We start from the raw sequence: 24,781 nt of genomic DNA, 5'->3' as shown, positions 1-24,781 counted from the left end.
ATCGAATTGATATTTTAGAGAAAGAACCTCCTATGACTTGGGAAACTGTAATCGGCTTGGAAATCCACGTCCAATTGAACACCAAATCCAAAATCTTCAGCGGTGCATCGACCGCATTCGGCGCAGAACCCAACGCGCACGCCAGCGTAGTGGAATGCGCGCTGCCGGGCGTACTGCCGGTAATGAACCGCGAAGTCGTTGAAAAAGCCATCAAATTAGGTTTGGCTTTGGATGCAAAAATCAACCGGAAAAACGTGTTCGACCGCAAAAACTACTTCTATCCCGACTTGCCGAAAGGCTATCAAATCAGCCAGTTGGATTTGCCGATTGTCGAACACGGCAAATTGGAAATCGTGGTCGGCGGCGATGTGAAAACCATCAACGTAACCCGCGCCCATATGGAAGAAGACGCAGGCAAATCCGTGCACGAGGGCTTGAGCGGCGCGACCGGCATCGACCTGAACCGCGCCGGCACGCCGCTGTTGGAAGTGGTATCCGAACCCGAAATGCGCTCCGCCGCCGAAGCCGTTGCCTACGCCAAAGCCTTACACAGCTTGGTAACCTGGCTGGACATTTGCGACGGCAATATGGCGGAAGGTTCGTTCCGCATCGATGCCAACGTATCCGTTCGCCCGAAAGGCCAAGCGGAATTCGGCACGCGCCGCGAAATTAAAAACCTCAATTCCTTCCGTTTCTTGGATCAGGCGATTAATTACGAAGCCAAAGCGCAAATCGAGATTTTGGAAGACGGCGGCACAGTTCAGCAGGCGACGATGCTGTTCGACCCGGAAAAAGGCGAAACCCGCGTGATGCGCCTGAAAGAAGACGCGCACGACTACGGCTACTTCCCCGATCCCGATTTGCTGCCCGTCATCATTTCAGATGCCCAAATGCAAAAAGCCAAAGCAGAAATGCCCGAGCTGCCGAAAGAAATGGCGGCGCGTTTCGTGGCGGATTACGGCGTGTCCGAATACGACGCGCGCCTGCTCACCGCCAGCCGCGTGCAGGCTGCCTATTTTGAAGAAGCCGCCAAAGAGAGCGGACAAGGCAAGCCGACTGCCAACTGGATGAACGGCGAACTTGCCGCTACGCTGAACAAAGAAGGCATGGAACTTGCCGACAGCCCGATTACCGCCCCACGCCTTGCCGCGCTGGTGGGCAAAATTGCCGATGGCACATTAAGCGGCAAACTGGCGAAAAAAGCCTTTGAAGCCATGTGGGCGGAACCGGAAACCAGCATTGCCGAAATCATCGAAAAACACAGTTTGCAACAGATGACCGATACCGGCGCGGTTGAAGCGATGGTGGACGAAGTGCTGGCAAACAACGCCAAAGCCGTGGAACAGTTTAAATCCGGCAACGAAAAAGCCCTGAATGCGATTGTGGGGCAAGTGATGAAGACCAGCAAAGGCAAAGCCAATCCCGCGCAGGTGCAGGAGTTGATTAAAGCCAAACTTGCCTGATAAGCAAGATGCCGTCTGAAACCCAAATCCGACGTTCAGACGGCATTTTCACAGTCTGACCACATTAAAACAGCATAAAAAACAATATTCCACGTTTCAACACACAGGACGACACATAAAATGTCGCCCTGTGTGTTGCCCTGATTTGAAAGGGGTTACGCCCCTCCCAAATAAAGTCTGATCCTATCGGCCTAAAGGGTGGGGTTTCAACCGAAAAGGAAATACGATGAACCACACCGTTACCCTGCCCGACCAAACCACCTTTGCCGCCGGCGACGGCGAAACCGTTTTGTCCGCTGCCGCCCGTCAAAACCTCAATCTGCCCCATTCCTGCAAAAACGGTGTCTGCGGACAATGCAAAGCCGAACTGGCCAGCGGCGATATTCAAATGGGCGGACACTCGGAACAGGCTTTATCCGAAGCAGAAAAAGCGCAAGGCAAGATTTTGATGTGCCGCACCACCGCGCAAAGCGATATCAACATCAACATCCCCGGCTGCAAAGCCGATGCCCTACCCGTCCGCACCCTGCCCGCACGCATCGAAAGTATGGTTTTCAAACACGATGTCGCCCTCCTGAAACTTGCCCTGCCCAAAGCCCCGCCGTTTGCCTTCTACGCCGGGCAATACATTGATTTACTGCTGCCGGGCAACGTCAGCCGCAGCTACTCCATCGCCAATTCGCCCGACCAAGAAGGCATTTTGGAACTACACATCCGCAGGCGCGAAAACGGTGTCTGCTCGGAAATGATTTTCGGCAGCGAACCCAAAGTCAAAGAAAAAGGCATCGTCCGCGTTAAAGGCCCGCTCGGTTCGTTTACCTTGCAGGAAGACAGCGGCAAACCCGTCATCCTGCCGGCAACCGACACAGGCTACGCCCCCATCCGCAGCATCCTGCTCGACCTTATCCGCCAAAACAGCAGCCGCGCTGCCCATTTCTACTGGGGCGCGCGTCATCAAGATGATTTGTATGCCCTCGAAGAAGCACAAGGGTTGGCATGCCGTCTGAAAAACACCTGCTTCACCCCCGTATTGTCCCGTCCCGGAGAGGGCTGGCAGGGAAGAAAAGGCCACGTACAAGACATCGCGGCACAAGACCACCCCGACCTGTCGGAATACGAAGTGTTTGCCTGCGGCTCTCCGGCTATGACCGAACAAGCAAAAAATCTGTTTGTGCAACAGCATAAGCTGCCGGAAAACTTGTTTTTCTCCGACGCATTCACGCCGTCCGCATCATAATTCCTCGGTATAAAGAGGATTCGGGCTTTCCGTTCGGAACACAAAAAACTTCCCGTCCGTATTTTCCCCGTGAAAAAATGCCGTCTGAAACCTGATTCCGGTTTTCAGACGGCATATGTTTTTTCCTGTTCAAGGCGACAACCGCTCGCGTATCCAGCCGCCATCCAGCAAACGGTATTGGATGCGGTCGTGCAGCCTGCTCGGCCTGCCCTGCCAAAACTCAATCAAATCGGGAATCACAATATAGCCGCCCCAATGCGGCGGACGCGGCACGTGCAAAGGATGTTTGAGTCCGACCGCCGCCGCCTTTGCCACCAATACCGCCTTGTTCGGAATCACCTCGCTCTGCGCGCTTGCCCACGCACCCAAACGGCTCTGATACGGGCGACTCTCAAAATATTCGTCCGACAACTTCTCCGCCAGCCTTCCGACACGCCCTTCCACGCGCACCTGACGCTCCAGCTCCGGCCAAAAAAACGTCATCGCCGCAAACGGATTGAGTTCCAGCGAACGCCCCTTGCGGCTGTGGTAATTCGTAAAGAAAACAAAACCTTCTGAATTAACCTCCTTCAAAAGCACCATACGGCTGTTGGGCCTCCCGCGCCCGTCGACCGCCGCCACATTGACCGCCGTCGGCTCGTTGACCTCGGCGCGTACCGCCTCGTCCAACCACCGCTCGAACTGCTCGATCGGATTATCGGCGCAATCGGCTTCCGACAATTCCCGTTTGCTGTAATCTTCCCGAATATTGTGCAAATCCATTTACCGCTCCTCTTATCATTTGAAAGATTCTACTCCCGCACGCAAACCGATTTCAACCGTTGCACAAACTTTGTCCCCAAAGCCGCAGCGACGATTTCATCCGCAAAACCGCCGCATCAGGTACAATATCGAACCGTCCGACCGAGGACGGCATTTTATCAACCCGTCCTGCCGCACACGCCGCAGAAGAACCGCCTTATCAGGCGAGTTAGGAAAAATGATGTCCAAGCAACCCACCAGCAAACGCCAATGGCGCGACGGCGCAGCCCCGTCTGCCAAGAAAACCGCCAAACCTTTCAAAAGCAAAGCCCGTCCCAAAGACGAAACGCGCAAAACCGCCGCCCAAGCTTACGGACAAAAAGCTTCAGACGGCATCAAGCTGCAAAACGCCCCCAAACAGCGCGCCGCCAAAGCCAAAAAACTCGTCGTCCGCAATCCCAACCAAAAAATTATGGAACACGCGCGCGATTTGAAAGAACGCCGCAGCGACCTGTCGCGTATGGAACCCGAACGCCTGCAAAAAGTGCTTGCAGCCTCCGGCGTCGGCTCGCGCCGCGAAATGGAAGAATGGATCAACAACGGCTGGGTAACGGTCAACGGCAAAACCGCGCAACTGGGCGACAAAGTTACCCCCGACGACCACGTTACCGTCAAAGGCAGCATCATCAAACTCAAATGGGCCGACCGCCTGCCGCGCATCATCCTGTATTACAAACAAGAAGGCGAAATCGTTTCCCGCGACGACCCGCAAGGCCGCGTCAGCATATTCGACCGCCTGCCGCAGGCCGCCAGCAGCCGCTGGGTCGCCATCGGACGCTTGGACATCAACACCAGCGGACTTCTGATTCTCACTACCTCCGGCGAACTCGTCCAACGTTTCGCCCACCCCAGCTTCGAAGTCGAACGCGAATACGCCGTGCGCGTACTGGGCGGGCTGACTACCGAACAAATGCGCAGTCTCACCGAAGAAGGCGTGATGCTCGAAGACGGCTTGGCAAAAGTCGAACGCATCTACGAACAAGGCGGCGAAGGCGCAAACAAATGGTACAACATCGTGATTAAAGAAGGCCGCAACCGCGAAGTGCGCCGCATATTCGAAAGCCAAGGCCTCACAGTCAGCCGCCTCGTGCGCGTCGCCTTCGGCCCCATCGGACTGCCCAACCGCCTCAAACGCGGACAGTTCTACGAACTCAACCCCGCCGAAGTCGCCAACATCCTCAAATGGGCGGATATGCTGCTGCCGGGCGAACGCCGCCGCAAAAAAGCCTGAAAGTAAAAATGCCGTCTGAAACACCTGCTGTTTCAGACGGCATTTTATTCGGGCGTTTTCAGGAGAAAAGGTCGAGTGCTTTGACAAAGACCATCACCACGCCGTAGGCGAGCGGTATGACGGCCAATGCCCAACGCCACCAGACCGATATGCCGTCGCCGGAAACTTTTTCGCCCACAAGGTAAGCGTCGGATATGGCGGTTTCGTCGTCGGGGTTGCCGCTGCGTGCGGCGGTTTTGATGTCTTTTTCGTGGTGTTTTTCGTGTACGGATTTGACGGCGAGGTTGCACAACAGTCCGACAATCAACAATCCCGCCATAATGTACATGGTTACGCTGTATGCCTGTGCCGCCGGTATGCCGCTGTCGATTTGGCTTTGGCGTATGTAATTGACCAGTACCGGGCCGATGACGGCGGCGGTTGACCAGGCCAGCAGGATGCGCCCGTGAATCGCGCCGACCTGATAGGTGCCGAACAGGTCTTTCAGGTAGGCGGGAATGGCGGCAAATCCGCCGCCGTACATGGAAATAATCACGCAGAAGCCGATGATGAACAGGGCTTTGCTGCCGCCTTCGCCGATGGAGGGAACGGCGAAATACAGCAGCGAACCGAGTACGAAGAAGATGGTGTAGGTGTTTTTGCGTCCGATTTTGTCGGAAACGCTCGACCACAAAAAGCGTCCGCCCATATTAAACAGGCTCAGGAGGCTGACGAAGCCTGCCGCCGCACCTGCGCCGACTGCCGCCTGCCTGCCTGCGGAGGTTTCGGAAAAGAGTTCCTGAATCATCACGGATGCCTGGCCCAATACGCCGATGCCGGCGGTTACGTTCAGGCACAATACCCAGAACAACAGCCAAAACTGCGGCGTTTTCATGGCTTGGGACACGTTGACATGATTGCTGCTGACCGGCTTGTTTTGCGTTTTCGGCACGGTATAGCCTTCAGGTTTCCAGCCGTCGGCAGGTACGCGGATGGTAAACGCGCCGAACATCATCAGTGCGAGGTAAAACAGGCCCAATACGGCAAAGGTTTCGGCAACCCCGACCGAAGCGGCGTTTGAAAAGGCGTTCATCAGTGATACGGAAAGCGGCGAGGCCAGCATTGCGCCGCCGCCGAAACCCATAATCGCCAAACCGGTCGCCATACCCGGCTTGTCGGGAAACCATTTCATCAGCGTGGAAACCGGCCCGACGTAGCCCAAACCCAAGCCTACGCCGCCGATGACGCCGTTGCCCAAATAAAGCAGGAAGAGGTTGTGCGTACGCACGCCGAATGCGGATACGAAGAAGCCCAGGCTGAAACAGCAGGCGGCGGCAAATATGGCTTTGCGCGGCCCTACCCGTTCCATCCATGTGCCGAACAGGGCGGCCGACGCGCCCAGCATCGCGAGTGCGATACTGAAAATCCAACCTACGGTCGTCAGCTTCCAATCTCCGGCCGCCGATTCGGTTATGCCGATAAGTTTGGTCAGCGGCGCGTTGAATACGGAATAGGCGTAAATCTGCCCGATGGCAAGGTGCACCGCCAATGCTGCGGGCGGTACGAGCCAACGGTTGAAACCCGGCTTGGCAATGCTTGCCTCACGGTCTAAAAACTTCATAACATCCTCTTTCTGTCAGTTGAAAAATAAAATTTCATTTGCCCAATGGAAACTTATTAAAAATTATAAAAAAATATCGGGTTGGGTTTTTATCCGCCCCAAGATGCGCCGTCTGAAACATTTCGGGTGTGCGGAGAGGTTTCTGTTTTTTCCGACAAATTCCTGCGGCTTTCCGCTTCCGGATTCCCGCTTTTGCAGGAATGACGAATTAAAGATTATCTTAAGGTCAAGGGACTGGGTTCCCGCTTTCGCGGGAATGACGGCGGAGGGGGAGCGGTTTTTCCGATTGGGTTTAAATGCAATCGAACAAATCCTGCTGCCCTTGTTCTTTGCTTACGCGCACGTCGGTTTCGCCGTCGGAGAAGGTAATGTGCAGCTTCTGCCCCTGCTTCAAAACATCGGCGTTACGGATGACTTGTCCGCGTGTATTTTTGACAACGGAGAAGCCGCGTTCCAGAATGTGCTGCGGCGAAACGGCTTCGAGCAATGCGGCTTGGGCGGTCAGGCTTTGACGGCGACGGGCGAGCAGCCGGCTGAAGGCGGCGGGCAATGCCGTCTGAAGGCGGACGATATCTTGCCGGTAAACGGAAACATCAGGACGGCAATGTTGCAGGGCTTGGGTTTGGCGTTCAAAACGGGCGGTGTGGGCGCGGAGGTTTTGCGTCATCGAGTAAGACAGCGTTTGCGCCAGCTTGCCGATTGAAGCGCGCTGCTCGTCAAGTTTTTGGCGCGGGTGGCGGATTTGCCGCGCGAGCCAGTCGAGTTTTTGGCTGGCATCGAAATAGCGTTGCTCCAAAACGGTTTTCAGACGGCCTTGGGCTTGGACGAGGCGGTGCAGTGATTCTTGGCGGTTGGGGCTGACCAGTTCCGCCGCGCCGGTCGGCGTGGGCGCGCGCACGTCGGCAACGAAATCGGCGAGCGTGAAATCGGTTTCGTGTCCCACGCCGCTGACGACGGGAATCGTGCAGGCTTCGATGGCGCGCACGACCGGTTCTTCGTTAAACGCCCGCAAGTCTTCGATGCTGCCGCCGCCGCGACAGACAATCAGCACATCGCATTCGGCGCGTTGCGATGCGGTTTTAATCGCTTGGGCAATCTGAAACCCGCTGCCCGCGCCCTGAACGGCGGCCGGATAAACGATGACGGGGATTTCGGGCGCGCGGCGTTTCAAGGTGGTTACGACATCGCGCAAAGCCGCCGCCGCCAGACTGGTAACGATGCCGATACATTGCGGACGGACGGGCAAAGGTTTTTTGCGTTCCGCCGCAAACGCGCCTTCCGCCTGCAACTGCGCCTTCAACCGCTCGTAGGCTTCGTAAAGCTGCCCCAAACCTTTGAGCCGTACTTCGTTTACGGTAATCTGAAATTCGCCCCGCGCCTCGTAAATACTGATTTTGCCCGCCACTTCGATATGGTCGCCTTCTTTCAAAGGTTGCGCCAAACGCGCCGCCGCACCCTTGAACATCGCGCAACGCACCTGCGCGCGGCTGTCTTTGAGTGAGAAATAATAATGCCCGCTGGCGGCGCGGGTCAGATTGGACACTTCGCCCGCAATCCACAGGCCGGCAAGGTGGTTTTCCAAAATACTTTTGGCAAATGCGTTCAACTCGGAAACGGACAACACGTCAGAATGAAAAAAATCAGACATCGAATCAATCAAATAATAAAAAATATGAATATGTTTTGAAGCCCAAGGCGGCATCGTGCCGTCTAAATTGTCAACAATATTATAACACGCGCCATCTTGCCGCCAGCCTTTTCCTATATGACTTTTTTAAGCGGGGAATGGGAAAAATATTCATCAACCCGCCCTCAATCTATTCAAATTGCACCGCCGGCAGGCTATGATGCGGATATTTTCGACAGGAGGAAAAATGGATACGCAGGCAGTTATCACACATATTGTCCGATGGTTGGACGAATACGCCGCTCAGGCAAATGCAAAAGGGTTCGTCGTAGGCGTTTCCGGCGGCATCGATTCCGCCGTCGTCTCCACGCTCGCCGCCCGCACCGGCCGCACCACGCTGCTTCTGGATATGCCGATACGCCAACACCCCGGCCAGCTCGAGCGGGCAAGGCGGCACATCCGCAATCTGCAAGGGCAATATGCCAATGTAAGCGCGCAAACGGCCAATCTGACCGACACCTTCCAAACCTTTGAGCAAACCGTCGGCGTTCATCAGACGGCATTTGCCAATCAGCCGCTTTCGCTCGCCAACGCCAGAAGCCGCCTGCGTATGCTGACCCTGTACTACTACGGGCAGATACACGGACTGCTGGTTACGGGGACAGGTAATAAGGTTGAAGATTTCGGCGTGGGTTTTTTTACCAAATACGGCGACGGCGGCGTGGACATCAGCCCGATTGCCGACCTGACCAAAACGCAGGTTTACCGGCTTGCCGAAGCATTGGGCGTGGACGAGGCGATTCAAAAAGCCCCGCCGACCGACGGCCTGTGGGATACGGAACGCACCGACGAGGAACAGATGGGCGCAAGCTATCCCGAACTGGAGTGGGCAATGGGCGTGTACGGCACGCGCAAACCCGAAGATTTTGAAGGACGGCGGCGCGAAGTTCTGGAAATCTATACGCGGCTTCACCGCGCGATGCAGCACAAAATCAACCCGATTCCTGTGTGCCGCATTCCGCCCGAATTGCTGGGCTGAAACATGAAAATGCCGTCTGAAACGGAAAAACCGTATTTCAGACGGCATTGAAATATCCGACTCCTATCCCTTAAGAATCGAGTACGCGGGCAAACAGAATATCGTTTTCCAAATGAATGTGGTCGTTCAAATCGTCCGCCATTTCTTTTGCCAGCGCGTAAAGGCGCGTCCAACTTCCGCAAGCCCCTTCGGGTGCGTGGAAATTACCGGTCAGCTCTTTGAGCCGTGCGATGGCGCGGTCGTGTTCTTCATGTTCGTGCATCATCACGCTGATGGGCATCGCCGCACCGCGTCCGACACCCTGATTAATCATCGGAAACAGCATCCGCTCTTCCTTCATCATATGCATCAGCAGCTCGTCCCGCATATCGGCAAGCAGCCCGGCAATTTCCGCCGGAAAGGTATCGGCATGGACTTGGGCCACTTTCTGCGCCAGCGGCACCAATTCTTCAAATTGTGCGCGGTGGACATTGTGGTAGCGTTGCAGGATATGATCAACGGTTGCGCCAAAGGGAGCAGCTTCCCAAACGGAAAAATCAGTCATTGCAGTGTTCCTTTTATAGGGTTTCGGGTTTGGTTTTGAACATTCATACTTTAAGAATCTATTTAAACGGAGCATACACCGCCCGCGCGTTTCTGTACAGCCTCAAAAACATTCCTTATACTTTGATAATAAAAGTAATTTTCAAAAATAAAATACTGTCCGAACCGTTTTTTAGAATTTGCAAAGGCGATTGGGGCGGTACAGAAAAACTATTATCCCGCCCGCCCACTTGAAATTTTTATGCCCAAGCCCTATCCTGCACGCTATCGTGCGAATCCCAACCGAAAAGGAAAAATAATGAGCAGCGAATTAATCGTACACACCGGCGATGCCGCCTTCGAGCAAGATGTTTTGAAATCCGACCTCCCCGTCCTGCTGGACTTTTGGGCTCCGTGGTGCGGCCCCTGCAAAATGATTGCCCCGATTTTGGACGACATTGCCGCCGAATTTGAAGGCCGTCTGAAAGTAGTCAAAATCAACATCGACGACAACGAAGCCACCCCGTCCCGTTTCGGCGTGCGCGGCATTCCGACCCTGATGGTGTTCAAAAACGGCGAAGTCGTCGCCACCAAAGTCGGCGCATTGGCAAAAGGTCAGCTGACCGCCTTTGTCGAAGCCTCCATCGCCTGATAAAGCGCAATCGAAAAGCCGCCGGAAGATTCCGGCGGCTTTTTCGCACCCTTAAGATTTGTGGCGGATTTCCCAACACCGGTGGATTTTTTTGTTGCGGAAATCTTCGGGAACGGATTGTTTGGAAATGTCTTTCACGGCGTATTGTTCCGATACCGAATCGTCCAAAACGAAGCTGCGCAGGTTGTTGGAAAAATACAAAATGCCGTCTGAAGCGAGCAGGTTCACCGCGCCGTCTATGAGTTTTTGATGGTCGCGCTGGATGTCGAGGATGCCGGGCATTTTCTTGCTGTTGGAAAAACTGGGCGGGTCCATCACAATGAGGTCGAACTGCCTGCCTTCCCCATATGCCGTCTGAAGGTATTGGAACACGTCGGCGCGGACGATTTTGTGCCGTTCCATATCGATGCCGTTCAATTCAAAATTGCGCCTCGCCCAATCGAGATAAGTGTTGGACAAATCGACGGTTTCGCTGGATGCCGCGCCGCCGGTGGCGGCATAGACGGTGAAGCTGCCGGTGTAGGAAAACAGGTTCAAAAAACGTTTGCCCGCCGCCGTTTCGCCGACTTTTTTGCGCGTGTTGCGGTGATCGAGGAAGAAGCCGGTGTCGAGGTATTTGTCGAGGTTGACCCAAAACTTGCGGCCGTTTTCGGCAATGACGAAATCGTCGCCCGCCTTGCCGGTTTTCTCGTACTGCTGCAAACCTTTTTGGCGTTCGCGGCGTTTGAGACGGATTTGTTCGGGTTCAAAACCGGTAACGAAAGCGACGGCTTCCAATACTTCGGCAAGCCACGCTTCGTATTCTCCGGGCCGCATCAGCCAGCCGGTATCGTATTCCTGAAGGTGGATTCGATCGCCGTAAACATCGGCGGCAAAAGGGAATTGGGGGATGTCGCGGTCGTAAATGCGCCAGGCTTCGATGCCGTTGCGTTTCGCCCATTTCATAAGGTGTTTGATGTTTTTGCCCAAGCGGTTGGCAAACGGTGTGATGTCGGTCATTGATTTCAGGCGGAATAAAGTGGAAAACGGAAATTTTACTGTAATTAACGCCCGATTGCTTGACCTTTTCGGGCAAACCCTATACCATCCGTCGCTTATCTTGTCATACGAAGCCATCGCCTTCCAACCTAAACCGCCCTTACGGGCGCGTTTCTTCTGTTGCTTTGATTTTGCAAAGCATATCTGTGCAGGTTGCCGTCGATGTAAACCACAAGCAAGCCGCTTGCGACAACCCTGTAACTTCACATTCCCCGTATCGTTACCCTTCCCTGCTTCAGGCCGTCTGAACCTTTCGGACGCGGGCGTTGTTGTCTTCCAAGGATAGCCATGTCTATTAAATTTGCCGATTTGAACCTTGATAAAAACATTTTGTCCGCCGTCAGCAGCGAGGGTTACGAAAGCCCGACGCCGATTCAGGCGCAGGCGATTCCGTTTGCTTTGGAAGGCTGCGACATCATGGCTTCGGCGCAAACCGGCTCCGGAAAAACCGCAGCCTTTCTGTTACCGACTTTGCAGCGACTGACCAAACGCAGCGAAAAACCGGGCAAAGGCCCGCGCGCGCTGGTGTTGGCACCGACCCGCGAACTGGCGGCGCAAGTCGAGAAAAACGCACTGGCGTATGCCAAAAATATGCGCTGGTTCCGCACCGTCAGCATCGTCGGCGGCACATCGTTCGGCTACCAAACCCGCGCCCTGAGCAAACCGGTCGATTTGATTGTCGCCACTCCGGGCCGTCTGACGGACCTGATGCAAAGCGGCAAAGTTGATTTTGAACGTTTGGAAGTGCTGATTTTGGACGAAGCCGACCGTATGTTGGATATGGGCTTTATCGACGACATCGAAACCATCGTGGAAGCCACCCCGGCCGACCGTCAGACTTTATTGTTCTCCGCCACTTGGGACGGCGCAGTCGGCAAACTGGCGCGCAAACTGACCAAAGACTCTGAAATTATCGAAGTCGAACGCGTGGACGGCCAAGGCAAAATCGAAGAGCAGTTGTTGTACTGCGACGATATGCGCCACAAAAACCGCCTGCTCGACCACATCCTGCGCGATGCCAACATCGACCAATGTGTGATTTTCACGTCCACCAAAGCGATGACCGAAGTCATCGCGGATGAATTGTACGAAAAAGGTTTCGCCGCCAACTGCCTGCACGGCGATATGCCGCAGGGCTGGCGCAACCGCACGCTGACGGATTTGCGTAAAGGCCGCTGCAAAATTTTGGTTGCCACCGACGTTGCCGCACGCGGTATTGACGTACCGACCATTACCCACGTCATAAACTACGACCTGCCGAAACAGGCGGAAGACTACGTCCACCGCATCGGGCGCACCGGCCGCGCAGGCCGCACGGGTATTGCGATTACGTTTGCCGAAGTGAACGAATACGTCAAAGTCCACAAAATCGAAAAATACATTAACCGCAAACTGCCCGAACTGACCATCGAAGGCATGGAGCCGGCCCGCAAACGCAAATCCGCAGGCGGCAAGCCGAAAGGCAAAGGCGGCTGGGGCGATAGGAAATCCGGCGGCCGGCGCGGCGATCATAAACCGGGCAAAGAAGGCTTCGGCGGCAAAACGCGCGGCGAAGGTTTCAAGAAAGAAGGCTTTAAGAAAGACAGTTTCAAAAAAACCGGCGAAGGCTTCAAAGGCAAACGCAAAGCCGGCGACTCTTTTGCAGGCAAAAGCGAACGCCGTTACAAAGACCGCTAAGCCCCAACCTGCCGCGTAAACCAATGCCGTCTGAAACCGATTTCGAGTTTCAGACGGCATTTTTGTAATGTTTCAGCACCGCCCGGCTTTGATACCCAAAGGATTAATCTGCAATATAGTGGATTAAATTTAAACCGGTACCGCGTTGCCTCGCCTTGCCGTACTATCTGTACTGTCTGCGGCTTCGTCGCCTTGTCCTGATTTTTGTTAATCCACTATAAAAACCCTTTTCCGCTTTGGCAACGATTGAAAATTTCCGTAAATTCAAATATCTAGATTCCTTCCTGCGTGGGAATGACGCAGAAGGGTTTCAGATGCAGGATGGGCATTCCTGCCTACCCAATCTCGCCCTACGGCTTGACGGTTCGATATGATGCCGTCTGAAAACCCAACGGCGGTATGACAATGCCGCCCTGCCAACGCACGTAGATCAGAATTGCCATCCCGACATCAAACGCTTGGAAACAAAATGCCGTCTGAAAATCAAACGGCAACATAACAATGCCCCTAACAAATACAAAAATGCCGTCTGAAAGCCCTTCAGACGGCATTGGCGCGCCGGGTTTACCGCCTTCTGCCGAAACCGCGCATAGCGGGACGGCGGTAATTGACGGGCGGGCGTGTTGTCGGGCGGTAACGCTGCGCCTGCGCCGCCTGTTGTTTTGCACGGAGGCTGCGCGTGTTCAAATCCCTGCTGGTGCGCGCATTGGGGCGTGCGGACTGATGGTAGGCAGCACGCGCGCGACGGGCGACGGGGCTGTCTTGGTTGCCCGCCCGTGTGAATTTGTTTGCCAGCGCGTTGCCGATAAACGCGCCTGCCGCCGCGCCAATCAGGCTTTGCAGCAGCCAGCTTCCTGTCGATTGGTCGTAAATATACTGCTGCCCGTCTTTGCCGGTAACGGGCTGACCGTTGTTGCCGTTTGCCTGCGCCTGGGCAGGAATGGTGTCTTTGACTGCTTCGGGAGTCAGTTGGTAAACCGTATCGTCTGCCTGCTGTGCGAGCTGCTGTTGCAGGGCTTCAATCTGTTTCTGCTGCCGTTCGAGCCGCGCCTGCGTGTCGTCTTGGCAGGCGGTGAGTGCGAATGTTGCGATAAGCGCGGAGGCGATGATTTTTTTCATGTGTGTCCTGTTCGGGTGGAAAATCGGTTGTATTGTATCGCCGTCGGGAATTTTGGCAAGCATTCTGCCGGCAAATCGTGATGTTTACAGGGGTAGGGTGTGCAGTTTGCGGACAAATGCGAGGCTGTTGGCGACAGGGTTGCCTTTGTTTTCGACTTCGTGTTCGGTTTCTATGGTCAGCAGGCGGCGGTTTTTGTGTTTGTTCAGGCTCAATTCGGCTTGTGCGGGTGTGAAAAACAGGCGGTGTTTTTCGGCAAAGCGGCAGGCGCGCTTGTTTGCGGTTTTCAAAATCTGAAGCAGCGATACGTCCAGATGGAAGCGTCGCACGCCCAATACGAGAATCCGTGCGGCAAAAAAATCGGCGGCATCGGTAAACTCGGCGGGGCTGCTGCGGCTGAAGTCGTGCCGTTCGGCGGCTATCAGGGCGGCAACGGTGCGGATTTGCGGAATCATCGATTCGCTGATGAGCGTGTCGTCCCGCCCTGCATCGAGAAGCATGGGGGAAAAATCCTGCGCATCATCGACAATAATGCTGCAAGTGTGCAGGTTTTCGTTTTGTACGGCGGTTTGGGGCATTGCATCCATGGTCATTTTCCTGATTCTGTCGTGTGTTGCCGAATCGGGCGACCTGTGTGAAGGTAACAAAAAAGCCGCCCCCGTTTTCGAGCGGCCTGTTTTGCGTATGGGATGGATTTCAAGCAAGCGCAAAAAAGCACCGCACGTCTGTGTGGTACCAATAGCAGTAAGCGGTTGTAAATGTTTTGCCTTGCATGATGAAATGCCGTCCGAAGATAAAAATATTGGGGAGATTCTAAATCAAAACGCTGCCGCGCCTCAAGCATTATATCGAACTTTTTTTGTTTTTTCAGCTATCCGGTTGAAAATATTTAGGTTTATTTTTACCACTGCCCGATATTGTCGGCAATTTCCCTTTATCCGCCTTGAAAAACGGTGCATAATCCCGAGCAAAACCGCAATCAGGAGCAATTATGCAAAACTATCTGACCCCCAATTTCGCCTTTGCCCCGATGATTCCCGAACGCGCTTCAGGCAGCCGCGTTTGGGATACGGAAGGGCGTGAATATATTGATTTTTCAGGCGGCATCGCCGTTAACGCTCTGGGGCACTGCCACCCTGCCCTTGTCGATGCTTTAAACGCGCAGATGCACAAGCTGTGGCACATTTCCAATATCTATACGACGCGGCCGGCGCAGGAATTGGCGCAAAAATTGGTGAAACACAGTTTTGCCGACAAGGTTTTTTTCTGCAACTCGGGCGCGGAAGCGAATGAGGCGGCGTTAAAGCTGGCAAGGAAATATGCGCGCGACCGTTTCGGCGGAGGCAAAAGCGAAATCGTCGCCTGTATCAACAGTTTCCACGGACGCACGCTGTTTACCGTGTCCGTCGGCGGACAGCCGAAATACAGTAAGGATTATGCACCGCTGCCGCAAGGCATTACGCACGTTCCGTTCAACGATATTGCCGCACTGGAAGCTGCCGTCGGCGAACAGACCTGCGCGGTCATCATCGAGCCGATACAGGGCGAAAGCGGCATCCTGCCCGCCACTGCGGAATATTTGCAGGCGGCGCGCCGTCTGTGCGACCGGCACAATGCGTTGTTGATTTTGGACGAAGTTCAAACCGGGATGGGGCATACGGGCAGGCTGTTTGCCTATGAACATTACGGCGTTGTTCCCGATATTTTGAGTTCGGCAAAAGCCTTGGGCTGCGGCTTTCCGATCGGCACGATGCTGGCGACAGAAAAGATTGCCGCCGCCTTCCAACCGGGCACGCACGGCTCGACTTTCGGCGGCAACCCGATGGCGTGTGCGGTCGGCAGCCGCGCCTTCGACATCATCAACGCGCCGGAAACCTTGCACAACGTCCGCAGTCAGGGGCAGAAACTTCAGACGGCATTGCTGGATTTGGGCAGGAAAACAGGCTTGTTCTCACAGGTTCGCGGGATGGGGCTGCTGCTCGGCTGCGCGTTGGACACGCCTTATCGCGGACGCTCATCCGAAATCGCCGCTACCTCCTTGAAACACGGCGTGATGATCTTAGTTGCGGGTGCGGACGTATTGCGTTTCGCGCCTTCGCTGCTGTTGAACGATGAGGATATTGCGGAAGGTTTGCGGCGTTTGGAACACGTGCTGACGGAATTTGCCGCCGCAAACCGCCCCTAGGCAGAAAGCAGATGCCGTCTGAAGACGGGAAGGCCTCAGACGGCATCAGAAACAAAAAACCGCTTCGGAAACGTGATCCAACGTTCCGAAGCGGTTTTGTTTGCCATCAGGACTCGAACACCAATTCCGGTTCCCTGCCCTCTTCGATGACTGCCTTGCCGACCACCACTTTTTTCAAGCCTTGCAAATCGGGCAGGCGGTACATCGTATCGAGCAGGCAGCGTTCGACGATGGAACGCAGGCCGCGCGCGCCGGTTTTGCGTTCCATTGCCTGCCGCGCGATGGAACGCAATGCGCCTTCTTCAAATTCCAACCCGACGTTTTCTATGCCGAACAAGGCTTGATACTGCTTGACCAAAGCGTTTTTCGGCTCGGTTAAAATATTAATCAGCGCGTCCTCATCCAGTTCTTCTAAAGTTGCAATCACGGGCAAACGTCCGATTAATTCCGGAATCAGGCCGAATTTGATTAAATCTTCCGGTTCGACGATGCCGAACAGCTTGGTAATGCCGGCATTTTCGTCCTTGCTGTGAACGGACGCGCCGAAACCGATACCACCTTTCTCGGTGCGCTGGCGAATCACTTTTTCCAAGCCTGCAAACGCGCCGCCGCAGATAAACAGGATGTTGGCGGTATCAACGTTGATAAATTCCTGATTCGGATGCTTGCGTCCGCCTTGGGGCGGAACGCTTGCCACCGTACCTTCAATCAGTTTCAGCAAGGCTTGCTGCACGCCTTCGCCGGACACGTCGCGCGTGATGGACGGGTTGTCGCTTTTACGCGAAATTTTGTCAATTTCGTCAATATAGACAATGCCGTGCTGGGCTTTTTCGACATCGAAATCGCATTTGCCCAACAGTTTGGTAATGATTTGTTCGACATCTTCGCCGACATAGCCGGCTTCGGTCAGCGTGGTCGCATCCGCCATCACGAACGGCACGTCCAGTTTGCGTGCCAAAGATTGCGCCAACAGCGTTTTACCCGATCCGGTCGGGCCGATAAGCAGGATGTTGGATTTCGACAATTCGACACCGCCGTCGGCTTTCGGGTGGCGCAGGCGTTTGTAATGGTTGTAAACCGCAACCGCCAGCGCCTTTTTCGCCTGCCCCTGCCCGATGACATAATCGTCGAGGTTGGCAACGATTTCGGCGGGCGTGGGCAGTTTGCCGGATTCTTCCGGCTCCCCTCCGGCATTTTCCGGAGGCGTGCCGCCGTTGTCGCCTTCGTACAATATTTCGAGGCAGTTTGCGACGCATTCGTCGCAGATAAAGGCGTTTTCGCCCTCAATCAAATGTTTGACGTGTGATTTGGATTTTCCGCAAAAGGAACAGGTACGGTTTTCGTTGGACATGGCTTTCTTTACAATGTATGCGTTGCAGAAACGGCATGCGCCGTTCGGGTTGCCAAGTATAATAACTATATCCGTGCTTATCAACGTATTACCTTAAAATCCCGCCGATTCGGCTATAATACGCCCTTTCGCAACCGCCCCGGCGGCAGAAATGCCGTCTGACACCAAATCTGAGGATATTCATGAGAAAACCCCAACGCGGCTACGCCCGCCAAGACCGTGTCAAAGAACAAATTATGCGCGAGCTTGCCGAACTCGTCCGTACCGGACTGAAAGACCCGCGCGCCGGCTTCATCACTATCAACGAAGTCGAAATTACCCGCGATTACAGCCACGCCACCGTGTTCTACACCGTTTTGAACCAAGATACGCGCGAAATTACGGAAGAAGTGCTGGAACACGCGCGCGGACACCTCCGCAGCGAATTGTCCAAACGCATCAAGCTGTTCAAAATCCCCGAACTGCATTTCAAATACGACGAATCTTTGGAACGCGGTATGAGCCTGTCCGCCCTTATCGATCAAGTGGCGGCGGAAAAACCGGTTGAAGACTGATACTGCCAGAATGAACAATCTGATTCCCGAACATTTAGCCGCCTATGCACATAGTGATAACCTGCAAATTGAAGGCGGGCATCGTTGCTTTTCATTATCCTGCCAAGGTAGAGATACTTTCCACATCCGTTACTATGGAGAGCCTTTTGATGGATTGATTACCGATACTGATAAGGCGCCGGTAAAAATTGTGGCGGTAGAAGCTGTAAGCGGCGATGAAATCGTATTGTTTGATGGGGCGGAACATGGCTATAACGCTATGTTTTGCGACAAATATAGCCAAAATCAAAAGCAAAACAGAACGTTAACTGATTTGGATGAATATACTTACCGAGTTCCGATTCATCTTTATTACAATATAGACTACGAAGATGAATATGAAGATTTCGTCAATTCTGAAGGACAAGTCCCCTTAATTGATGGCCGCATCATTAGTTTTGACTCATTAAAACGAAATGGCTTTGATGCAATCAGCATTGATCTAATTGATGAAAAACACTCTGTTCGTGAATTATTGAATGAAGAATTAAGCTGACACGCAGGCCGTCCGAACCCTTTCAGACGGTCTGAACATTAATATTCCCTAATTAATATGACCAATAAACCCGCCAAACGCCCGGTCAACGGCGTTCTTCTTCTCGACAAACCCGAAGGCCTTTCCAGCAACACCGCCCTGCAAAAAGCGCGGCGTTTGTTCCATGCCGAAAAAGCCGGACATACCGGCGTGCTCGATCCTTTGGCAACCGGACTTTTGCCCGTCTGCTTCGGCGAAGCGGCCAAGTTCGCCCAATACCTGCTGGATGCCGACAAAGCCTACACCGCCACGCTGAAACTCGGCGAAGCCAGCAGCACGGGCGATGCCGAAGGAGAAATCATTGCCGCCGCCCGCGCCGATATTTCCTTAGCCGAATTTCAGACGGCCTGCCAAGCACTGACAGGCAACATCCGCCAAGTGCCGCCGATGTTTTCCGCCCTCAAGCACGAAGGCAAACCGTTGTACGAATACGCGCGCAAAGGCATTGTTATCGAACGCAAACCGCGCGACATTACCGTTTACTCTATCGATATTGCCGAGTTTGACGCGCCCAAAGCCGTGATAAGCGTGCGTTGCAGCAAAGGCACCTACATCCGCACCCTCAGCGAAGGCATCGCCAAACACATCGGCACATTCGCCCACCTGACCGCCCTACGCCGCACCGAAACCGCCGGCTTTACCATCGCCCAAAGCCACACGCTCGAAGCTTTGGCAAATTTAAACGAAACAGAACGCGACGGTCTGCTGCTGCCCTGCGACGTATTGGTTTCACACTTTCCCCAAACCGTTTTAAACGATTATGCCGTCCATATGCTCCAATGCGGGCAACGGCCGCGTTTCGAGGAAGACCTGCCTTCCGATACGCCGGTACGCGTTTACACGGAAAACGGCCGCTTTGTCGGTTTGGCGGAATATCAAAAAGAAATATGCCGTCTGAAAGCCTTGCGCCTGATGAACACGGCGGCATCCGCCGCCTGAGCGGCGGTTAAAAATACGGGCTGTGTTTGAATAATATGTTGATATTTCCGCAAAATCACGACACACTCGGACACCCGCCCCGCTTATCGCAACGTTGCGAACGCCCCCGGAAACAGCAAAGACAGCAAAGAATTGATTTTATTATAATTTATTTGTAAAGCCATTTGCCGTTACACAAGAATGGCACATTAAAATGACTGATGAGGATTTATAACGATGAAGACAGGCATTCAAACCGAATTAGCCCAAGCCCTGCTACCACACGAAAAAATATGGGCGAACGAAGAAAAAACCATTTTGGCCAAAAACATCCTGTTGGATTTGGTGGAAAAAACCGACCCGTCCATTATCGGTTTGTTATTGAATAATGATGAGTTAAAACGCCATTTCTTTGTGGAAGTGAATGGTGTTTTGGTGTTTAAATTGCAGGATTTTCGTTTTTTCTTGGACAAACACAGCATCAATAATTCCTACACAAAATACGCCAACCGCATTGGTTTGACGGACGGCAACCGCTTTTTGAAAGACAATTCGGATATTGTGTTGGATTTTCCGTTTAAAGATTGCGTATTGAATGGCGGACAAAGCACCGAAGAAGGCGAAGAAATTTATTTTAAACGCAATAATAGCCAGCCAGCCAGCCAGCCAGCCAGCCAGCCAGCCAGCCAGCCAGCCAGCCAGCCAGCCAGCCAGCCAATTATACACCAAATTAACCAGAAAAAGACAAGAAATCTTTTTTAATCAAACGCTTGCTTTTGATGAAATTGACCGGCTTTTTGACGCAAAAGCATTCTCAAAATTCTCCCGCCACACCGCAGACGGCAAACAACCCGTTGGCGAAATCAAACGCCGTTCAGACGGTACGCCAGCCGAAAATCTTATTATCAAAGGCAATAATCTGATTGCCCTGCATTCGCTTGCCAAGCAGTTTAAAGGCAAAGTAAAGTTGATTTATATTGATCCACCGTATAATACAGAAACCGATAGCTTTGCATATAACGATAAATTTTCACATTCCACTTGGCTAACATTTATGAAAAATCGCTTGGAAATTGCGAAAGAGTTATTAAAAGATGATGGGCTAATCTTTGTTCAATGCGATGATAAGGAACAGGCTTATTTAAAAGTTTTATTAGATGAAACTTTTACAAGAGAAAATTTTATAAACTGCATTGCTGTAAAAATGTCAGAGCCATCAGGTAACAAAATGGCACATACATCGCATAGACTACCAAAGATAAAGGAATATATTCTTATCTATAAGAATAAAAATATAAAATTAAACCCTATTAGAGAGCAAAAATCAGAATGGGACAATGAGTACAATATTTTTTTAGAAAATTTTACACAAGAAGATAAAAAATTTATTGATTTAATAGTAAATAGCCAAACAGAAAATAAAGAAATAAATGGTAATACTTTAAAAGAAATTGATATTCTTTTAAAGAAAATATCTCCTATTTCAGTTAATCAAAAATTAGCCCAATTAAATATTAAAGATAATGAAGTTATAAAATGGAAACTAGATAATGCGTATAGAATTGTAAGAACAGCAGCTAGTAGTAGCGTAAAAAAATTAGCAGATGAAAAAAAAGAAATTTGCCAACAACAATTTTTTTCAGTTATTTCTAAACGAGATAAATTATTGTATATCGTCAAGTCAGATTACTCAAAAGATGCAAAAGCACCACGAGTGCAGGTTTTGTTTGCAGAAGATTATTTGAGTATTAGTTTATGCGATTTATGGACAAATATAAATACCACAGGACTAGAAGCAGAAGGAAATGTAGAGTTAAAAAATGGTAAAAAGCCAGAAAGTTTAATTGAAACCATCATTAAACTAGCAACCAACGAAAACGACATCGTTCTAGACTACCACTTGGGCAGTGGCACAACCGCCGCCGTCGCCCATAAAATGAACCGCCAATACATCGGCATTGAACAAATGGATTATATTGAAACGCTTGCCGTTGAACGCATGAAAAAAGTAATTGACGGCGAGCAAGGCGGTATCTCAAAAGCTGTGAATTGGCAAGGTGGCGGCGAGTTTGTTTATGCCGAACTTTCCCCATTTAACGAAACCGCAAAACAACAAATTTTGGCGTGCGAAAATTCAGACGGCATCAAAACACTGTTTGAAGGTTTATGCGAACGCCATTTCTTGAAATACAACGTCAGCGTAAATGAATTTAGCCAAATTATTGAAGAGCCTGAATTTCAATCCTTGGCATTAGACGAACAAAAACAAATGATGCTTGAAATGTTGGATTTAAATCAAATGTATATTTCATTATCCGAAATGGACGATGAACAATTTGCAGGCTGCCTGAATGATGATGATAAAGCGTTAAGCCGTGCGTTCTATCAATCAGTAAAACATCAAGCGGAGAAAAAAGATGGCGAATAATAAAACGTTGTTTGATTGGGTGGAAGACCGCAAATCAATGCTGGAAGAAATGGAACAGACGGATTTTTTCGCGCTGCCTGAATTTGTTTCCAATAATTTAAAATATCCGTTTTTTGAATGGCAAAAATCGGCTTTAGAAAATTTTGTGATTTTTGACCGCACTTCAAAATTAAAGGATTTCCCCGACATCAAAAACCGCCCTACCCATTTGCTGTTCAATATGGCAACAGGTGCAGGCAAAACGATGATGATAGCGGCATTGATTCTGTATTATTTTGAGAAAGGGTATCGGCATTTTTTATTTTTCGTCAATAAAAACAATATAGTATATAAAACGGAAAATAATTTTATCGACCCGACGCATCCAAAATTTTTATTTACCGAGAAAATTTTGCAAGGTGATACGGTAATTCCCATTCGCAAAGTGGAGACATTTAGCCAATATTCAGACGGCATTGAAATTAAATTTACCAGCATTCAAAAACTATATAACGATATTCACACCGAGCGGGAAAATCAAACCACATTGGCGGATTTGCACGAATTAAATCTTGTGATGCTGGGCGATGAAGCACACCATTTAAACGCGCAAACCAAAGGCAAAAAACAAGGCGAATTAGATTTAGAAAAGGAAATGAACGACCGTACCAGCGATGCCGAAATTGAACGCAAGGGTTGGGAGCATATGGTTTTGGAGTTGTTACTCAATAAAAATGGCAATCCCGACCAAAATGTGCTGTTGGAATTTACCGCCACGCTGCCTGAAAATACTGAAGTGCAACAAAAATATGCTGATAAAATCATCACAAAATTTGGTTTAAAAGAATTTTTGCAAAAAGGTTATACCAAAGAAATCAATTTGGTATCCGGTACGCTGAATAAGAAAGAGCGGGTGTTGCACGCTTTATTGTTTGCCTGGTACCGCCATCAAATCGCGTTGAAATACGGCATTGCCAATTTCAAGCCTGTGATGTTGTTTAGAAGTAAGACGATTGATGAATCAAAAGCGGATTATTTGGCATTTTTAAATTGGGTAGAAAATGTGCAAGCGGATGATTTTTCGTTTTTAACTACATTTTCAACAAGCTTAAACGATAGCAATAACGCCAACGAACAAGGCAAAACCCGTACCGAACAAGCCCTGAAATTTATGCAGGAAAATAAATTTGAGTTTGTGCATTTGGCAAATTGGGTGAAACAAAATTATCAAAAACATAATGTCATTATTACCAACTCCGAAACCAACAAAACCAAAACTGAAAAAACCGACAGCGAAACCGAAAAATTGCTAAACAATTTGGAAGCGGCTGATAATCCGATCCGTGCCATTTTTACGGTGGATAGATTAACCGAAGGTTGGGACGTTTTAAATTTGTTTGATATTGTGCGTTTGTATGAAGGGCAAAACGGTGGCGGTTCGAATAAAAAATCAGGCAAAACGGCTGCCGCCACCGTATCGGAAAAGCAGTTGATTGGTCGCGGCGTGCGTTATTTTCCATTTGCGTTTGAAGGTAAACAGCCGAATAAACGCAAATTTGACAACGATATGCAACATGAATTGCGTATCTTGGAAGAATTGTTTTATTACACGCACGATGAGCAATCCCGCTATATTACAGAACTGAAAAACGAGTTACGAAAAGACGGTTATTTGCCTGAAAAAGACGATGATAAGGTATTGGCAACATTTAAGCTCAAATCTGAATTTGCAGATAATAAGGATTTTAGAGAGTTGTTAATTTGGGCGAATAAAAAAATCCCCAACCCAAACGCCAAAAGCAATAATGCAGACAGCCTGCAAGCCAATCCGCAAACGCTTTCATTCCAAGTTCACGGTAATCAACTGTTGCAGGAAACGCAATTTACAGCCGATGAAAATGATGAAACAGCCCGACAAATCGGCACACAAAATAATTTTACTCAAACCATAAAAATGAGTGAAATGGAGCGGCATATTTTCAATAAAGCATTACATATCAAAGGGAAAAATAGTCAATCTTTATTCCATTTTGACCGCCTGCAAAGCAAACTCGACATTCAAAATCGCAATGAATTGCAAAATAAATTGTTGAAAGACTGGCAGATTGAATTTTTGGGATTAGAGCAAGATAAACAGGTTCGCCCGGATGATAAACTTGCAGGCTGCCTGAAAATCTTGGAAATGGTTGAAAAACATCTGAATGAAAGTGATATACCGTTTATCGGTACAAAAGAATTTACACCTAAAAAATTGTGGGAAATTTTCGGCACGCCAAAACAAAAATGGGTCAAAAAAGATGATATAAAAACTGCTATTGCCACGCAAAATGATTGGTATGTGATGGATAATTTTGCCGGAACGGGTTTGGAAGAAGCGTTAATTCAATTTATTTCAGCGCGCTTGGGCGATTTGAAATCTCAATATGACGTTCATTTAATCCGCAATGAAGAAGTGTTTAAATTGAATAACTTTGCCGATGGCGAAGGATTTATGCCGGACTTTGTTTTATTGCTGAAAGATAAACAAAAATCTTCTTCCGACAGCGTGGACGACTTTTTGCATTACCAAATTTTCATTGAACCGAAAGGCGGGCATTTAGTGGAAAATGATTCGTGGAAAGAAGCTTTTTTAAAATCAATCACAGTGGAATATGGGAGGGATAAGATCCTGCAAAAAAATACACCGCATTATCGTTTGATCGGTTTGCCGTTTTTTACTGATCATCAGAAAAATGGACAATTTACAGAGTTATTCCCTTTAGGTGCGGCATCGCTTGAAAAATAGAGT

The 24,781-nt window shown here is 50.7% G+C and carries 23 protein-coding genes; 14 read left to right on the top strand and 9 right to left on the bottom strand.

From position 1 onward, the window contains the following. Window positions 1–32: 32 nt before the first annotated feature. Entirely contained in the window at window positions 33–1,463 is a 1,431-nt protein-coding gene (gatB, locus tag HT085_RS03725; protein ID WP_003698528.1) for an Asp-tRNA(Asn)/Glu-tRNA(Gln) amidotransferase subunit GatB, read from the top strand. 226 nt (window positions 1,464–1,689) lie between these two features. After that, window positions 1,690–2,700: a 2Fe-2S iron-sulfur cluster-binding protein gene (locus HT085_RS03720; RefSeq protein ID WP_003691274.1), complete on the top strand. Its 1,011-nt coding sequence runs from the start codon at window positions 1,690–1,692 to the stop codon at window positions 2,698–2,700. 129 nt (window positions 2,701–2,829) lie between these two features. Here the strand turns inward: HT085_RS03720 and pdxH are convergent, their stop codons facing one another. After that, window positions 2,830–3,462: a pyridoxamine 5'-phosphate oxidase gene (gene pdxH, locus HT085_RS03715; RefSeq protein WP_003688841.1), complete on the bottom strand. Its 633-nt coding sequence runs from the start codon at window positions 3,460–3,462 to the stop codon at window positions 2,830–2,832. 59 nt (window positions 3,463–3,521) lie between these two features. On the opposite strand from pdxH, the gene HT085_RS03710 reads away from it, so the two are divergent. Beyond that, a complete protein-coding gene (locus tag HT085_RS03710; RefSeq protein ID WP_003695397.1) occupies window positions 3,522–3,674 on the top strand; it encodes a hypothetical protein in 153 nt (50 codons plus the stop codon). Between the two features lie 8 nt (window positions 3,675–3,682). Then, a complete protein-coding gene (locus tag HT085_RS03705; RefSeq protein WP_003695399.1) occupies window positions 3,683–4,732 on the top strand; it encodes a pseudouridine synthase in 1,050 nt (349 codons plus the stop codon). 58 nt (window positions 4,733–4,790) lie between these two features. On the opposite strand, the gene HT085_RS03700 is transcribed toward HT085_RS03705, so the two are convergent. Together HT085_RS03700 and xseA are read right to left on the bottom strand one after the other, a co-directional pair. Continuing rightward, window positions 4,791–6,332, bottom strand: a complete 1,542-nt coding sequence (locus HT085_RS03700) for an L-lactate MFS transporter (protein ID WP_003691276.1) — start codon at window positions 6,330–6,332, stop codon at window positions 4,791–4,793. A 292-nt stretch (window positions 6,333–6,624) separates the two neighbouring features. Further along, a complete protein-coding gene (gene xseA / locus HT085_RS03695; protein WP_003688847.1) occupies window positions 6,625–7,980 on the bottom strand; it encodes an exodeoxyribonuclease VII large subunit in 1,356 nt (451 codons plus the stop codon). 196 nt (window positions 7,981–8,176) lie between these two features. Here xseA and nadE point away from each other — a divergent pair, with 196 nt between their 5' ends. Continuing rightward, on the top strand, window positions 8,177–8,998 hold the full coding sequence (gene nadE / locus HT085_RS03690; protein ID WP_003691281.1) for an NAD(+) synthase: 822 nt from the start codon (window positions 8,177–8,179) through the stop codon (window positions 8,996–8,998). Window positions 8,999–9,068: 70 nt separating this feature from the next. On the opposite strand, the gene dnrN is transcribed toward nadE, so the two are convergent. Next, window positions 9,069–9,542, bottom strand: coding sequence for an iron-sulfur cluster repair protein DnrN (dnrN, locus tag HT085_RS03685; RefSeq protein ID WP_003688853.1), 474 nt, complete (start codon window positions 9,540–9,542; stop codon window positions 9,069–9,071). Window positions 9,543–9,839: 297 nt separating this feature from the next. On the opposite strand from dnrN, the gene trxA reads away from it, so the two are divergent. Beyond that, window positions 9,840–10,172 (top strand): thioredoxin TrxA, encoded by a 333-nt coding sequence (gene trxA, locus HT085_RS03680; RefSeq protein WP_002247584.1) that lies wholly within the window; start codon window positions 9,840–9,842, stop codon window positions 10,170–10,172. 51 nt (window positions 10,173–10,223) lie between these two features. On the opposite strand, the gene HT085_RS03675 is transcribed toward trxA, so the two are convergent. After that, window positions 10,224–11,171, bottom strand: a complete 948-nt coding sequence (locus HT085_RS03675) for a class I SAM-dependent methyltransferase (protein ID WP_012503687.1) — start codon at window positions 11,169–11,171, stop codon at window positions 10,224–10,226. 327 nt (window positions 11,172–11,498) lie between these two features. Between HT085_RS03675 and HT085_RS03670 the strand changes: the two genes are divergently transcribed. After that, complete coding sequence (locus HT085_RS03670) at window positions 11,499–12,887, top strand: DEAD/DEAH box helicase (RefSeq protein WP_003688859.1); 1,389 nt, start codon at window positions 11,499–11,501, stop codon at window positions 12,885–12,887. Window positions 12,888–13,237: 350 nt separating this feature from the next. On the opposite strand, the gene HT085_RS03660 is transcribed toward HT085_RS03670, so the two are convergent. The 3 genes from HT085_RS03660 to HT085_RS03650 form a co-directional block, all read right to left on the bottom strand. After that, window positions 13,238–13,438 carry a hypothetical protein gene (locus HT085_RS03660; RefSeq protein WP_003688861.1) on the bottom strand — a complete coding sequence of 67 codons (201 nt, stop codon included), beginning with the start codon at window positions 13,436–13,438 and terminating at the stop codon, window positions 13,238–13,240. Between the two features lie 13 nt (window positions 13,439–13,451). After that, window positions 13,452–14,006, bottom strand: coding sequence for a hypothetical protein (locus HT085_RS03655; protein WP_003688863.1), 555 nt, complete (start codon window positions 14,004–14,006; stop codon window positions 13,452–13,454). An 84-nt stretch (window positions 14,007–14,090) separates the two neighbouring features. Then, on the bottom strand, window positions 14,091–14,591 hold the full coding sequence (locus HT085_RS03650) for a hypothetical protein (protein WP_010357954.1): 501 nt from the start codon (window positions 14,589–14,591) through the stop codon (window positions 14,091–14,093). Between the two features lie 404 nt (window positions 14,592–14,995). On the opposite strand from HT085_RS03650, the gene HT085_RS03645 reads away from it, so the two are divergent. After that, window positions 14,996–16,189, top strand: coding sequence for an aspartate aminotransferase family protein (locus HT085_RS03645; RefSeq protein WP_003691287.1), 1,194 nt, complete (start codon window positions 14,996–14,998; stop codon window positions 16,187–16,189). A gap of 106 nt (window positions 16,190–16,295) precedes the next feature. Here HT085_RS03645 and clpX read toward each other — a convergent pair whose 3' ends face one another. Continuing rightward, the gene (clpX, locus tag HT085_RS03640; RefSeq protein ID WP_003691289.1) at window positions 16,296–17,540 is read right to left on the bottom strand and encodes an ATP-dependent Clp protease ATP-binding subunit ClpX; all 1,245 of its coding nucleotides are present in this window, start codon (window positions 17,538–17,540) and stop codon (window positions 16,296–16,298) included. Window positions 17,541–17,722: 182 nt separating this feature from the next. Between clpX and rbfA the strand changes: the two genes are divergently transcribed. The 6 genes from rbfA to HT085_RS03610 all read left to right on the top strand — a co-directional run bounded on the left by rbfA (window position 17,723) and on the right by HT085_RS03610 (window position 24,778). After that, window positions 17,723–18,094, top strand: a complete 372-nt coding sequence (gene rbfA, locus HT085_RS03635; protein WP_003688871.1) for a 30S ribosome-binding factor RbfA — start codon at window positions 17,723–17,725, stop codon at window positions 18,092–18,094. A 10-nt stretch (window positions 18,095–18,104) separates the two neighbouring features. Further along, entirely contained in the window at window positions 18,105–18,629 is a 525-nt protein-coding gene (locus HT085_RS03630; protein ID WP_003688872.1) for a hypothetical protein, read from the top strand. A gap of 57 nt (window positions 18,630–18,686) precedes the next feature. Then, a complete protein-coding gene (gene truB / locus HT085_RS03625; RefSeq protein WP_003688873.1) occupies window positions 18,687–19,607 on the top strand; it encodes a tRNA pseudouridine(55) synthase TruB in 921 nt (306 codons plus the stop codon). 216 nt (window positions 19,608–19,823) lie between these two features. After that, window positions 19,824–20,348, top strand: a complete 525-nt coding sequence (locus tag HT085_RS03620; RefSeq protein ID WP_014580224.1) for a site-specific DNA-methyltransferase — start codon at window positions 19,824–19,826, stop codon at window positions 20,346–20,348. Then, the gene (locus HT085_RS03615; RefSeq protein ID WP_229690414.1) at window positions 20,230–22,014 is read left to right on the top strand and encodes a site-specific DNA-methyltransferase; all 1,785 of its coding nucleotides are present in this window, start codon (window positions 20,230–20,232) and stop codon (window positions 22,012–22,014) included. Before HT085_RS03620 ends, HT085_RS03615 begins: the two co-directional genes overlap by 119 nt. After that, window positions 22,004–24,778, top strand: coding sequence for a DEAD/DEAH box helicase family protein (locus HT085_RS03610; protein ID WP_003691297.1), 2,775 nt, complete (start codon window positions 22,004–22,006; stop codon window positions 24,776–24,778). The genes HT085_RS03615 and HT085_RS03610 overlap by 11 nt, the downstream gene beginning before the upstream one ends. Window positions 24,779–24,781: the final 3 nt, after the last annotated feature.

Origin of the sequence: Neisseria gonorrhoeae, assembly GCF_013030075.1 — a bacterium.
GTDB classification, from domain to species: Bacteria; Pseudomonadota; Gammaproteobacteria; order Burkholderiales; family Neisseriaceae; genus Neisseria; species Neisseria gonorrhoeae.
The sequence above is the reverse complement of the archived record's forward strand: the minus strand, read 5'-3'. Positions and strand labels throughout refer to the sequence as shown.

Bases quoted from the DNA above. Each gene is read 5' to 3' on its own strand.
- gatB (WP_003698528.1), top strand. From the start codon at position 33: ATGACTTGGGAAACTGTAATCGGCTTGGAAATCCACGTCCAATTGAAC.
- HT085_RS03720 (WP_003691274.1), top strand. From the start codon at position 1,690: ATGAACCACACCGTTACCCTGCCCGACCAAACCACCTTTGCCGCCGGC.
- pdxH (WP_003688841.1), bottom strand. From the start codon at position 3,462: ATGGATTTGCACAATATTCGGGAAGATTACAGCAAACGGGAATTGTCG.
- HT085_RS03705 (WP_003695399.1), top strand. From the start codon at position 3,683: ATGTCCAAGCAACCCACCAGCAAACGCCAATGGCGCGACGGCGCAGCC.
- HT085_RS03700 (WP_003691276.1), bottom strand. From the start codon at position 6,332: ATGAAGTTTTTAGACCGTGAGGCAAGCATTGCCAAGCCGGGTTTCAAC.
- xseA (WP_003688847.1), bottom strand. From the start codon at position 7,980: ATGTCTGATTTTTTTCATTCTGACGTGTTGTCCGTTTCCGAGTTGAAC.
- nadE (WP_003691281.1), top strand. From the start codon at position 8,177: ATGATGCGGATATTTTCGACAGGAGGAAAAATGGATACGCAGGCAGTT.
- dnrN (WP_003688853.1), bottom strand. From the start codon at position 9,542: ATGACTGATTTTTCCGTTTGGGAAGCTGCTCCCTTTGGCGCAACCGTT.
- trxA (WP_002247584.1), top strand. From the start codon at position 9,840: ATGAGCAGCGAATTAATCGTACACACCGGCGATGCCGCCTTCGAGCAA.
- HT085_RS03675 (WP_012503687.1), bottom strand. From the start codon at position 11,171: ATGACCGACATCACACCGTTTGCCAACCGCTTGGGCAAAAACATCAAA.
- HT085_RS03670 (WP_003688859.1), top strand. From the start codon at position 11,499: ATGTCTATTAAATTTGCCGATTTGAACCTTGATAAAAACATTTTGTCC.
- HT085_RS03660 (WP_003688861.1), bottom strand. From the start codon at position 13,438: ATGCCGTCTGAAGGGCTTTCAGACGGCATTTTTGTATTTGTTAGGGGC.
- HT085_RS03655 (WP_003688863.1), bottom strand. From the start codon at position 14,006: ATGAAAAAAATCATCGCCTCCGCGCTTATCGCAACATTCGCACTCACC.
- HT085_RS03650 (WP_010357954.1), bottom strand. From the start codon at position 14,591: ATGGATGCAATGCCCCAAACCGCCGTACAAAACGAAAACCTGCACACT.
- HT085_RS03645 (WP_003691287.1), top strand. From the start codon at position 14,996: ATGCAAAACTATCTGACCCCCAATTTCGCCTTTGCCCCGATGATTCCC.
- clpX (WP_003691289.1), bottom strand. From the start codon at position 17,540: ATGTCCAACGAAAACCGTACCTGTTCCTTTTGCGGAAAATCCAAATCA.
- rbfA (WP_003688871.1), top strand. From the start codon at position 17,723: ATGAGAAAACCCCAACGCGGCTACGCCCGCCAAGACCGTGTCAAAGAA.
- HT085_RS03630 (WP_003688872.1), top strand. From the start codon at position 18,105: ATGAACAATCTGATTCCCGAACATTTAGCCGCCTATGCACATAGTGAT.
- truB (WP_003688873.1), top strand. From the start codon at position 18,687: ATGACCAATAAACCCGCCAAACGCCCGGTCAACGGCGTTCTTCTTCTC.
- HT085_RS03620 (WP_014580224.1), top strand. From the start codon at position 19,824: ATGAAGACAGGCATTCAAACCGAATTAGCCCAAGCCCTGCTACCACAC.
- HT085_RS03610 (WP_003691297.1), top strand. From the start codon at position 22,004: ATGGCGAATAATAAAACGTTGTTTGATTGGGTGGAAGACCGCAAATCA.